The 11808-nt window shown below is 63.4% G+C and carries 9 protein-coding genes; 4 read left to right on the forward strand and 5 right to left on the reverse strand.

The window, feature by feature from the left end; genetic code table 11:
- The first annotated feature begins 1 nt into the window (after position 1).
- Positions 2 to 2584 carry a BamA/TamA family outer membrane protein gene (locus tag ACN19L_RS03045; RefSeq protein ID WP_426492076.1) on the forward strand — a complete coding sequence of 861 codons (2583 nt, stop codon included), beginning with the start codon at positions 2 to 4 and terminating at the stop codon, positions 2582 to 2584.
- 69 nt (positions 2585 to 2653) lie between these two features.
- Here ACN19L_RS03045 and ACN19L_RS03050 read toward each other — a convergent pair whose 3' ends face one another.
- Positions 2654 to 4768 (reverse strand): alpha-ketoacid dehydrogenase subunit alpha/beta, encoded by a 2115-nt coding sequence (locus ACN19L_RS03050; RefSeq protein ID WP_426492077.1) that lies wholly within the window; start codon positions 4766 to 4768, stop codon positions 2654 to 2656.
- Positions 4769 to 4973: 205 nt separating this feature from the next.
- On the opposite strand from ACN19L_RS03050, the gene ACN19L_RS03055 reads away from it, so the two are divergent.
- Positions 4974 to 5513, forward strand: coding sequence for a GNAT family N-acetyltransferase (locus ACN19L_RS03055; protein ID WP_426492078.1), 540 nt, complete (start codon positions 4974 to 4976; stop codon positions 5511 to 5513).
- 462 nt (positions 5514 to 5975) lie between these two features.
- Here the strand turns inward: ACN19L_RS03055 and ACN19L_RS03060 are convergent, their stop codons facing one another.
- Positions 5976 to 7007, reverse strand: a complete 1032-nt coding sequence (locus ACN19L_RS03060; RefSeq protein WP_426492079.1) for an MBL fold metallo-hydrolase — start codon at positions 7005 to 7007, stop codon at positions 5976 to 5978.
- 304 nt (positions 7008 to 7311) lie between these two features.
- On the opposite strand from ACN19L_RS03060, the gene hemF reads away from it, so the two are divergent.
- Positions 7312 to 8274 carry an oxygen-dependent coproporphyrinogen oxidase gene (gene hemF, locus ACN19L_RS03065; protein ID WP_426492080.1) on the forward strand — a complete coding sequence of 321 codons (963 nt, stop codon included), beginning with the start codon at positions 7312 to 7314 and terminating at the stop codon, positions 8272 to 8274.
- The gene (locus tag ACN19L_RS03070; protein ID WP_426492081.1) at positions 8268 to 8840 is read left to right on the forward strand and encodes a phosphatase PAP2 family protein; all 573 of its coding nucleotides are present in this window, start codon (positions 8268 to 8270) and stop codon (positions 8838 to 8840) included. Before hemF ends, ACN19L_RS03070 begins: the two co-directional genes overlap by 7 nt.
- 102 nt (positions 8841 to 8942) lie before the next feature.
- Here the strand turns inward: ACN19L_RS03070 and ACN19L_RS03075 are convergent, their stop codons facing one another.
- The 3 genes from ACN19L_RS03075 to ACN19L_RS03085 form a co-directional block, all read right to left on the reverse strand.
- Entirely contained in the window at positions 8943 to 9590 is a 648-nt protein-coding gene (locus tag ACN19L_RS03075; RefSeq protein ID WP_426492082.1) for a VOC family protein, read from the reverse strand.
- 59 nt (positions 9591 to 9649) lie between these two features.
- Entirely contained in the window at positions 9650 to 10240 is a 591-nt protein-coding gene (locus tag ACN19L_RS03080; RefSeq protein WP_426492083.1) for a riboflavin synthase, read from the reverse strand.
- A 114-nt stretch (positions 10241 to 10354) separates the two neighbouring features.
- A complete protein-coding gene (locus tag ACN19L_RS03085) occupies positions 10355 to 11770 on the reverse strand; it encodes a sugar transferase (RefSeq protein ID WP_426492084.1) in 1416 nt (471 codons plus the stop codon).
- Between the last annotated feature and the right edge of the window lie 38 nt (positions 11771 to 11808).

Below are 11808 nucleotides of genomic sequence, written 5' to 3' on the forward strand. Positions count from 1 at the left end.
AGTGAATAAAAAAAGAACCGGGCTGCGGCTGGGCACGCTGCTGCTGGCCGGCGGTTTGAGCGCCTGCTCACCTACCCGCCTGCTTCAACCCGGCCAGCGCCTGCTGAGCCGCGTGAAAATAGAAGGAGCCAAGCAGGCCGATTCGGAACGGATGCAGGCGCTGGTGCAGCAGAAGCCCAACAGCACCTTTCCGCTGCCAAAGGTAGCCATCTACCAGCTAGGCCGCTCCTTTTACAACCCCGGGCGCATTCAACAGAAGCTGGACGAGGACCGCACCCGCTACGACCAGCTGATGAAAGCAGCCGCCACCGACTCGGCCGAGGTGGGCAAGCTGCTCACCAAGCGCGACCGGCATACCCGCCGCCACCAGCTGGCCCTGGACAAGGGCAATGCCGTCATGCGCCTGGGGGAGGCCCCGGTTATCTACGACTCCTCGCTCACGGCCGCCTCGGTGCAGCAGCTGGGCATCTACCTTAAGTCGAAGGGTTTCTTCCGCAGCTCCGTGTCAGCCACCGATACCGTTCCGACTGAGCGGTTTGCACCCTTCCGGATTTTTGCCCTCAAGTCGCCGTTTCACGCTGATTCGCAGCGCGTGACGGTGACGTACCGGGTGCAGGAAGGCCCAGCCTTCCACTACGCCCAGCTGGATTATGACATTGCCGACTCGGCCGTGGCCCGGCGGGTACTGGCCAGCCAGCCCCAGAGCCTGCTGCGGGTGGGTCAGCAGTACGATGAGGAAATTATCGGCTCGGAGCGCAGCCGCCTTGAAACCCTGCTGAAAAACCAGGGCTACTTTGATTTCCGGGAGCAGTACATTACCCTGGAAGCCGATACCAGCTTTGCGCCTACCACCGTGCGCCTGCGCACCCTCATCAGCAAGCCCGCCCGCGGCGGGCAGCACCGGTTGTATACCATCCGGAACGTAAACTTTATTACGGATGCCGGCATCGTGCGTTTCGGGCAGCAGCGCGACACCTTGGTGCGCGACTCGGTGAATTACCTGGCCTACCGGCACCGCTTCAGCACCCGCGCCCTTGACCGGAAGCTGCTGGTGCGGCCGGGGCAGCCCTATAGCCTGGCCAAAACCCAGCAAACCCAGCGCCAGCTCAGCAGCCTGGATATGTTCCGGTTCAGCACAGTTACCTACCGGCGCGTGCGGGGCACTGCAACCCTGACCGACTCGACCCAGGGTCTGCTGGATGCCACCGTGAATGCCTCGCCGGCCAAGAAATTTCAGGAAACCACTGAGTTCGGTGGTACCTACGTGGCCGAGAAAGTAGGGCCGTTCGGCAACGTACGGCTGAAAGTGCGCAACGTGTTTGGCGGGGCCGAGGTGCTGGAGTTCGGGGTGCGGGCCGGCTTTGAAGGACAGTATAACCTGACGGGCCTCAACCAGAGCGACATTCAGTCCTCGAACCTGCGCAGCCAGCTTACTACCCAGCTGGGGGCCAATGTAAACCTGGTACTGCCCCGGTTTCTGGTGCCCTGGCAGGGCGGGCGCTACTTCGCCCGCTACAACCCGCGCACCCGCATCAACATGGCGTACACCTACGTGCGCCGCCCGGAGTACACCCGCACCAACGTGGAGGGCACGTTTGACTACCTCTGGCAGCCCTCCACCTACGCCCAGATTGTGCTGACGCCCATCGACGTGAGCATCATCCGGACAGCTTCCATCGATACGGCTTTCCAGAACCTGTTGCAGCGGCTACGCTTCAACCAGGGCTCCCCCCTGTACCGTAGCTTCGATAACCTGTTCGTTCCCAGCATCAGCGCCTCTTATCTCTATAACTCCAACGACTTCACCCAGACCCGGGATGCTCAGTACCTGCGGCTGTTTGCGGAAGTAGGCGGCCTCACCCGCGGGCTGTATCAGCAGGAGCCGCTGACCACGTACCGCGAGGATTTTGGCAGTAACAAACTCAAAATCTATGATTTTGGGAAATTTACGGCCGACTACCGCCGCTATTTCAAGTTTTCGCCCAATACTTATTTTGTGTACCGGCTGGCGGGCGGTATCGCCACGGCCCTCACCAGCACCGATATCATCACCCAGAACAAGGATGGTTCCAACGCTATCCGGGAGACGCTGTACCTGATTCCGTACGACAAGTCGTTGTTTGCGGGGGGCAGCACCAGCGTCCGGGCCTGGAAACCGCGCCGCCTGGGTCCCGGGGCCTACGCCACCACCCGCACCATCCGGAACTCCGATGGCACAACCTCCACCGTGCGCGACTATAACACGGAGCAGCCGGGTGAGGTGCTGCTGGAAGGCAACGTGGAGTACCGCTTCCCCATCTACAGCTTTATCAAAGGGGCGTTGTTCACGGATTTCGGCAACGTCTGGACCCTGCGCAACGACCCGCGGCCGGGGGCAGAGTTCAAGCTGAATGAGTTTTACCGGCAGTTTGCCGTGGGCTCGGGCATCGGCTTCCGCTTTGATTTCGACTTCCTGATTCTGCGCCTCGACGTGGCCACCAAGGTGTACGACCCTTCGGCAACCGGCAACAAGTGGGTGATTCGCAAGTTCAGCCTGCGCGAAGACCAGTCGGCCTTCAACCTGGGCATCGGCTACCCCTTCTAATCCCTTCCGGAATATACAAAAGGCGGCCCCTCCAGTGGAGGGGCCGCCTTTTTGGTATGCCTGCGTGGGCTAGTAGCTGAGCAGCTCCTGCAAAGCAGCCAGTACTTTGTCGGGGTTGGGCAGCATCTGCTTTTCCAGCTCCACGTTGAGAGCAATGGCGGGCAGGTTGGCGGCCCCCAGCGTGAACACCGGCGCATCGAGCTGGCGGAAGCAGTGGCGCTGGATGCGGCCGGCCAGGCTCTCGGCGAAGGAGTTGAGCAGCGGCTCCTCGGTGAGCACCAGGGCCTTGCCGTGGCGGCGCACCGCGGCCTGCACGGCCTCCCAGTCGAGGGGGTTGAGGGTGCGCAGGTCCAGGATTTCAACCTGGCCGGGCAGCTGGCGGCTGGCGGTTTTGGCCCAGTACACGCCCATGCCGTAGGTAATCACCACGCAGGTTTCGCCGTTGCGCAGCTTATCGGGGGCGGCCTCCTGGGCTACGGCAGCCTGGCCCAGCGGCAGCACGTAGCCGGCGGCGGGCTCCACGGTTTTGGCATCCTCGGTACCGGGCACCTTGCTCCAGTACAGGCCCTTGTGCTCCAGCATGATGACCGGGTTGGGGTCGAGGAAGGCGGCCCGCATCAGGCCCTTCATATCGGCCGCGTTGCTGGGGTACACCACCTTAATGCCCCGGATGGTGAGCAGCGTGCTTTCCACCGAGCCCGAGTGGTAGGGCCCGCCCCCGCCGTAGGCCCCGATGGGCACCCGGATGAGGCTTTGCACCGGAAACTGGCCGTTGGAGAGGTAGCACGATTTGCTGAGCTCCTCCACCAGCTGGTTCAGGCCGGGCCAAATGTAGTCGGCAAACTGGATTTCCACGATGGGCTTGGCCCCCACGGCGCTCATGCCGGCGGTGCTGCCCACAATGTAGGCTTCCTGAATAGGGGTGTTGAACACGCGGGCGTCGCCGTACTTTTTGGCCAGCAGGGCGGCCTCGCGGAACACGCCGCCCAGCTCCCCGCCCACGTCCTGACCGTAGAACAACGCCTCCGGGAATTCCTGCAGAATATCGTCCACGGCGTGCAAAGCCGCGTCCACCATCAGAGCCTTGTCGGCCCCGGCGGGGCTCCGCTCACCGGCTTCCTGCGTCACGGCGGGCGGGGCAAACTCGTGGTCCTGGAAGGTAGCCGGGTCGGGGTTGGGCGCGGCCAGGGCGCGCTCGTAGTCCTGCTGCACGGTGGCGCGGGCGTCGGCGGCCAGCTGCTGCAGCTCTTCCTCGGCCAGGCCCAACGCCAGCAGCTGCTGATGGAAGCGGGGCAGCGGGTCCTGCTGGCTATGCTGGGCCAGGTTGTCGCCGCGGTACCACTCGCGGCGCACGCCGCTGGTGTGGTGGCCCAGCAGCGGGCAGCGGGCGTGTACCAGCACCGGCCCGCGGCGCTGCCGCACGTACCCGGCCGCCTCGGCGAGGGTGGCGTAGCTGGCCACGAAATCGGCCCCGTCGCACTGCAGCCGGTGCAGCCCTTTGAAGCCGGCGGCAAATTCGTAGGCATCCATGCTGCGCATTTCGCGGCCGGTGGCCGAAATGCCCCATTCGTTGTCCTGCACCAGGTAGATGATGGGTAGCTGGTGCAGGGCGGCCATCTGCAGGGCCTCGGCCACTTCGCCCTCCGTCATGGCCCCATCCCCGATGGAGCACAGCACGAGCGGGCGGTCGGCGGGGCCCGCGGCCCCCCGGGGCGTGAGCTGCTGGCCTTCCAGATACTTCATGCCCTGGGCCACGCCGGTGGCCGGAATGGCCTGCATACCGGTGGCAGAGCTTTGGTGCGGAATGGTGGGCAGGCCCGCCCGGCGCAGCGAGGGGTGGCTGTAGTAAGTGCGGCCGCCCGAGAACGGGTCGTCGCGCTTGGCCATAAGCTGGAGCATCAGCTCGTAGGGCTCCAGCCCGAAGCCCAGCAGCATGGCATCGTCGCGGTAGTACGGGGCGGCGTAGTCGGAGCCGGTGAGCTGGAAGGCGGCGGCCAGCTGAATGGCCTCGTGGCCGCGGGCCGTGGCGTGCACGTAGCGGGCCGTTACGGCCTTGTTTTCTTCGTAAAGGCGCGCCATTTCGGCGGCCGTGTGCATCAGGCGGTAGGCCCGGCGCAGGGTTGTCCCATCGGGGTGGGCGGCAGTAAACTCAGTTTCGGGCAAAACAGCAGTTTCAGTAGTCATGTGCGGGTGGTGGGTGCGGGCACGAAGTTACAGGTTTGGACGGAGGTGAAGCAGCGGGTAACGGAGGAGCTGATGGAAACCCCGCCGGCGAAACAGGTTCTGCCAGGCCTGCCGCCTGCCGCCTCGGGTGCTCAGCCGGATGGTTGGCCCTTTAACAAGACAAGGTGGGTTTATGCATCCGCGTAACCCTGCCTATTTTTGTCCCATGTCTGCCTCCGACCTCTTCTTCTCCCCCGCCTCCGAAGCCGAACTGCCCGCCCTCAACCGCCTGGTAAACCGCGCCTACCGGGGCGAGGCCTCCGAGCAGGGCTGGACCACCGAATCGCACCTGCTGGCCGGCCAGCGCACCGACGAAGCCGACCTGCGCGCCCAGCTCCACACGCCCGGCGTCACGTTTCTGCTGGCCCGCACCAGCACCGGCGAGCTGGTGGGCAGCGTGTTTCTGCAGCCCCAGGGAGCCGATTTGTACCTGGGCATGCTGTCGGTGGAGCCGACCCGGCAGGCGCAGGGCCTCGGCCGGCAGCTGGTTACGGCCGCGGAAAATTTTGCCCGCCAGCAGGGCTGCACCGGCATCCGCATCACCGTCATTTCGGTGCGCCACGAGCTGCTGGCCTGGTACGAGCGCCTGGGCTTCCGGCCCACCGGCGAAACCGTGGAATTCCCCACCGACCCGCGCTTCGGCATCCCGCGTCAGCCCGAGCCGCTGGTTCTGCTGGTCCTGCGCAAGGAACTCTTCCGAGCTTAATTTTATGAAGCACTTGCACCTGACAATCAGCTTATTGTTTTGTGGAAGCTGCTTGCCTTTCAGGCACCAAACTCAACCTGTATCGGTAGATGTAAGATTTCCATCCTGCGTAGATGGGACGCCTATTCTTACGTACATTTTCTCCAATCCAAATACTCAACCCGTTACCATCCATCCGGCAGGACTTGGCTTTGGCGATTTTACGAGCATTACCGCACTTGAGCCACCCCGACTTGCAAGAACTTGTGGTGATGCTACTACGCTCCCACAAGTGATGATAATCCCTGCAAGAGGTCGGATTGAGGTTCAAGCCCACGGCTTGTTTTTCGGCAGCTTTGACCTGGATAACGGGGAACAGTATCAGGTAAAGCAAACGGTGTTTTTATACGGCAGTCGGCGTGCGGCATCCTTGCTTATTCAAAAACCTACCATCACATTCAGGACGTGTAAATAGGCTAATTATCAATCAAACGCCCACCACGCCTCCCGTAGCGGGGCCGCGCCCAGCGTGTACGGCTCGCCGATGCGGGGCACCGTGACGGGCAGACCCGCCGCGTCGGCGGCGGCCAGCACCCGCTGCACCGGCTCGTTCCAGGGGTGGTAGGCCAGCGTGAACTTGGCCCAGTGCACCGGCAGCAGCAGCCGCGCGCCCAGCTCCCGGGCAGCCAGCACGGTTTCCTCGGGCAGGCAGTGAATGGCGTGCCAGCTCAGGTTGTACTGGCCGTTTTCGAGCAGGGCCACGTCGAAGGGGCCGTACTGCTCCCCGATGGCGCGGAAGTGCGGGCCGTAGCCACTGTCGCCGCCCAGAAACAGCCGGTACGCATCCAGCTGCAGCACAAACGAGGCCCACAACGTGCGCTGCGGCTTGAGGCTGCGGCCCGACATATGCTGGGCCGGGGTGGCCGTGAGCTGCACGCCGGGCACGGGCGTGGCGGTTTCGTGCCAGTTCAGCTCGGTTAGCTGCTCCGGCGCGTAGCCCCAGGCCCGCAGGTGGCTGCCCACGCCCAGCGACGTTACCACGTGCCGCACCCGCGGCTGCAGGGCCCGCACGGTGGCGTAATCGAGGTGGTCGTAGTGGTCGTGGGTGAGCACCAGCACGTCGATGGGCGGCAGGTGGGTTACCTGGTAGGCGTCGGCGCCGGGGTAGGCCCGCACCGCAAACGGCACCGGCGAGGCGGCCCCGCTCAGCACCGGATCAACCAGAATGTTCAGTCCCCGGGCCTGAATCAGGTAGGACGAGTGCCCGAACCAGATAATGGTGGGTGCGGCGGTGGCGGGCTGGTGCAGGCTGGTGGCCACCGTGGGCACGGGCCGCGACGGGGTAACGGTGCGGGGCCGCCGCAGAAAATCCCGCAGCATCTGCCCCATGGGGGCCTCGCGGGGGCTGAACCGCACGCCCCCCAGGTTCTCAAACCGCCCGCCGCGGTAATTGGCTAAGCCGGTAAAGCGGCGCTGAAATTCCGCCGTTGGGTTCTGACCGAAAACTGAAAACATAGAAGCAAACAAGCCGGAAATACGCCCCGGACCGCGCAGGCAGACGCGGCAGGCCGGGTTTTACTTTAGGCGGGCAGCAATTTGTGTTGATTGGGATGATGACTGACCAGCATGCAATGAGCCTGTCGGGGAAGAAGCAGCGCTCTATGCCGGGCATTCTGCCAATCACGCAGCAGCGAAGCATCCCGCTCGGCTGACATCAGGAGTACTACTGCAACCTCAGCACGCGGGATGCTTCGGCCTCCGGCCTCTGCATGACGTTCATTGCCTACCTTTGCGGCTTGTATCACCGCCCCGTTCCGGCATGCAGATTCCCGCACTATCCCCTTTCCCGCAGCCCCAGCCCCACACCCGCTTCCGCGACACGGTGGAGCACTGGATGCGGCAGTTTCAGGACTGGCTGTGCCAGCAGCTCGAAACCACCGACGGCCCGGGCCGCTTCCGGGAAGATGCCTGGCAGCACCACAGCGGCGGCGGGGGCCGCACCCGGGTACTTACCGACGGGGCCGTTATTGAGAAAGGCGGGGTGAATTTTTCGGGCGTGGAAGGCCGCATGACCGAGCAGGCCGCCCGCGTGCTGCTCATGCCCGACCCCAACTACTTCGCCACTGGCGTATCGGTGGTGCAGCACCCGCGCAGCCCCCGCGTGCCCATTTCGCACATGAACGTGCGCTACTTTGAGGCCGGCAACGGCGAGGCCTGGTTTGGCGGCGGGCTCGACCTGACCCCGATTTATGTGGACGTGGAGCAGGCCCGCTGGTTTCACGAGCAGATTGCCGAGGTGTGCCGGCGCCACCACCCGGGCTACTATGAGCGGTTCAAGCAGTGGGCCGACGAGTACTTCTTCCTGCCCCACCGCCAGGAAACCCGCGGCGTGGGCGGCATCTTCTTCGACCGGCTGGTGGTGGGCAAGGAAGCATCGGCCGAGGAGCTGTTTGCCTTTGTGCGCGACGTGGCCGAGGTGTACGGCCGCACCTACACGGCCCTGATGCAGCACAACGCCGCCCTGCCCCACACCCCCGCCCAGAAACAGTGGCAGCTGGTGCGCCGGGCCCGCTACGCCGAGTTCAACCTGGCCTTCGACCGGGGCACGCGCTTCGGGCTGGAAACCGGGGGGCGCACCGAGAGCATCCTCATGAGCTTGCCTCCGCAGTGCGAGTGGCACTACAACCTGCAGCCCGCTCCCGGCTCGCCCGAGGCCGACACCCTGCAGTGGCTGTGCAAGGACATTAACTGGCTGGCCGCTCAGCCTTCCGCGGCGTGCTAAAGCAGCTGCAGGCCCTCGACCGTTGGCTGCTGGTAGCGGCCAACGCCCACCGCACGCCCCGGCTGGATACGTGGATGATTTTCTTTACCGAGCGGCTGGTGTGGTTTCCGGCCTACTTCGTGCTGCTGGTGGTACTGGCCTACCTGTACCAGCGCCGGGCGTGGCTGCTGCTGCCGCTGCTGGGCCTGAGCGTGGCCCTGGCCGACGTTATTTCCAGCCGCTTCTTTAAGCCCTACTTCGCCCGCCTGCGCCCCTGCCACGACCCCGACCTCTCGGCCACGCTCAACCTGATTCACGGCTGCGGTGGGCAGTTCGGCTTCATTTCCTCGCACGCGGCCAATGCCTTTGCGCTGGCCGTATTCGTGGCCCTGGTGCTGCCCCGGCGCTACCGCGTGGCCAAGTGGCTGCTGTTCGGCTGGGCCTGCCTGGTAAGCTACAGCCGCATGTACCTGGCCGCCCACTTCCCCTCCGACGTGCTGGCCGGCGCGTTGCTCGGCTCCGGCCTGGCCTGGCTCTGCGCCTGGGCGTATCAGCGGCTGGCGGTGCGGTGGTTTGGGCAAGCATAGCACATAGCCTTTGTCTCGCACCATCACGCTACGGCCGCAGTAGGACGTTTTTTAGTCGGAGCCGTTTTACTCGGCTACCATACCCTACGCATTCTGAATCAGCTAATAGCAAATTGTCAGATTCAACGCCTCCACCTTTTTCGTCTGGCCTTGTTGATGCCCGTCGAAGGTGAGCGTAAGGTTGTTTTCAGCGGCCGCCCTGAAGCTGAACTGAGTTTGGTCAACCAACTGTTGTAAGCCTGGTTCATCGGCGGCAAAGTGGCGTAGTCCGAAGTGGGCGTGGGTGAGTTGCTGCAAACCAGCCAAGTGCTGAGTGGGCTCGGTAGTGGCCGTTTTAGCGCCCTTGAATGGTAGCCGAAACAGCCAGGGCAACGCATGATTGTGCGCGTTGGGCAGCACGTCGACGGTCAGGCCCGGTGGGAAATATTGGGGCTGGTACACCAGCGCATCCGCGAAAACCGAATCCGTATCCGGCGTATTGACCAGGCACAGACCGTACGGCGAAGCTCCCGTGGCAGCGTACTGAGCCCGCTCCCACAACCGGGTAGGCAGTAGCAGCGGGCTGGTAATTTCAGTTACATCATGCACCCACAGGATTTCTAAAAAGAAGTTCTGGAAGTAGAACTTCCGGTTGGTTGTTCCCTGTCCCGGATGCACGCGGCTGCTTCCTTCCGTCAGGCCCAGTGCCAGCAGTTCCGCCGCAGCTACGTTCGGCGAATCGGAGAAGATGAATATATGGTCGATTTCCATACGTGTGGCGGCACTGCCTTTCCGCGGTTAACCGTTGTAGCAAGCCAAGGGTTTGCATCCTACTTCCCCAGCAGCTTGGCCACGTACTTGCCCACGATGTCGAACTCCAGGTTTACCTGGTGGCCGGGGCGCAGGTCCTGGAAGGTCGTGTGCTCGTAGGTGTAGGGAATGATGGCCACGGAGAAGCCGTCGTCGGTGCTGTTGAAGCAGGTGAGGCTGGTGCCGTTGATGCAGATGGAGCCTTTTTCCACCGTCACGCGGCCGGGGCCGGGCGCGTGGCGGAACCGGTACAGCCAGCTGCCGTTCTGGTCTTCCACCGACTCGCACTCGGCCGTGAGGTCTACGTGGCCTTGCACGATGTGGCCGTCGAAGCGGCCGTTGGCGGCCAGGCACCGTTCCAGGTTTACGCGGCGGCCAGGAGCCCAGGCGTTCAGGTTGGTTTTCTGCAGCGTCTCGTCGATGGCCGTTACCACGTGGGTGCCAGCCATGCCGTCCACGGCCACCACCGTGAGGCACACGCCGTCGTGGGCCACGCTCTGGTCGATTTTCAGCTCCTGGGCAAAGCCCGACTGCACGGTAAAATGGATGTTGGTGCCTTCGCGGCGCACATCGGTGATGGTGCCAAGGGTTTCAATGATGCCGGTGAACACAGCTGCTGAATTATGAGTGATGAGTGATGAGTGATGAAGTAACTCCCGAAGCCCGCCGCAGTTTTCAGCCGGCTTCAATTCATAATTCAGCACTCAACTCTCAGAATTAAATTTCTACTTGCCCCGCCCCTCCACGATAATCTTCAGCGTGTAGAGGAGCACCCGGAAGTCCATCGCCAGGCTCATGTTTTCGATGTAGAGGATATCGAACTTGAGGCGTTCTACCATTTGCGCCACAGTTTCGGCGTAGCCGTACTTCACCTGGCCCAGCGAGGTAAGACCGGGCCGCACGCGGTGCAGGTGGCGGTAGTGGGGGGCAATCTGCACAATCTGGTCGATGAAATACTGGCGCTCAGGGCGGGGGCCCACAATGCTCATATCGCCCTTGATAACGTTCCAGAACTGGGGCAGCTCATCGAGGCGCACCTTGCGCATAAAACGGCCCCAGGGCGTGATGCGCGGGTCGTGGTCGGAGCTGAGGGCGGGGCCCATTTTTTCCGCATCCACGTACATCGAGCGGAACTTGTAGATGCGGAAGGGCCGCCCCTCCCGCCCAATGCGCTCCTGCGAGTAGAACACCGGCCCGGGCGAGGAAAGCTTCACCATCACGGCCGTGAAGGCGTACACCGGCCAGGCCAGCAGCAGAAACAGCCCCGACAATACCACATCGAGCACCCGCTTGAGCACCCGCTGCCACAGCGGCAGCAGCTCCTGCTTGATTTCGATGAGCGGCGTGCCAAACACGTGGCTCACCTTCACGGAGCCTAGCAGCATCTGATACAAATCGGGCAGGATACTCACCCGGGCAGGGGTACCGGCCAGCAGCGTCAGAATCTCCTCAATGGTGCGGTGCTCACTGGGCTCAATGGCAATAATTACCTGCTCGATGTTCAGAGCCCGGATAAGGGCCGGCAGCCGCCGGAACGTGCCCTGGGCGGGTAGCTCAGCGACCAGCTCGGCATCCACCACGTCGCTCAGCGGAGTAAAGCCCACCAGCTTCAGCCCCAGGTGGCGGCCGGTGCGGCGCAGCTCCCGGGCCGTGTCGCGGGCCAGGGCGCCCGAGCCCACCAGCAGCGTGTTGAAGGTGATAACGCCCCCGCGCACCAGCTTCTGCACGCTGCTCACGGCCCAGAGGCGCAGAATGGCCGTAAGGGAGAAGTGCAGCAGGAAATACGCCGAAATGGTTTTGTAGTAGCTGCGGTAGTTCTGCACGCCCTGGTCGTCGAGCAGCAGCACGAAGAAGATGAGGATAGCCCCCAGGATGGACACCCGCCCCAGCCGAATCAGCTCGGCCAGGCGCGACTTCCGGAAAATATCGTGGTACTCGCCCAGCAGCGCGTACAGGCCCGTCCAGAACGTCGCAATCATCAGGGCCGAGCCGGAGAGAAAAGCCGCATCAGCGGTAAAGTGGTAGTCACCGGTGATTTCGCGCAGCAGGTATTTGCGCAGCAGAAAAAAACATACCCACGCCAACAGGGCCGCGCCGAAATCGGCGGCTATCAGCTTCAGTTTTTGGAGAGTACGAATCAAGAGCAGATGAACTACCCGGCCGGGCCGGTACCTGGGGT

Source organism: Hymenobacter sp. 102 (genome assembly GCF_049949205.1).
In the GTDB taxonomy this organism is placed as follows: domain Bacteria; phylum Bacteroidota; class Bacteroidia; order Cytophagales; family Hymenobacteraceae; genus Hymenobacter.

Coding starts and splice junctions, on each gene's coding strand:
- ACN19L_RS03050 (WP_426492077.1), bottom strand. CDS start 4,768: ATGACTACTGAAACTGCTGTTTTGCCCGAAACTGAGTTTACTGCCGCC.
- ACN19L_RS03055 (WP_426492078.1), top strand. CDS start 4,974: ATGTCTGCCTCCGACCTCTTCTTCTCCCCCGCCTCCGAAGCCGAACTG.
- ACN19L_RS03060 (WP_426492079.1), bottom strand. CDS start 7,007: ATGTTTTCAGTTTTCGGTCAGAACCCAACGGCGGAATTTCAGCGCCGC.
- hemF (WP_426492080.1), top strand. CDS start 7,312: ATGCAGATTCCCGCACTATCCCCTTTCCCGCAGCCCCAGCCCCACACC.
- ACN19L_RS03075 (WP_426492082.1), bottom strand. CDS start 9,590: ATGGAAATCGACCATATATTCATCTTCTCCGATTCGCCGAACGTAGCT.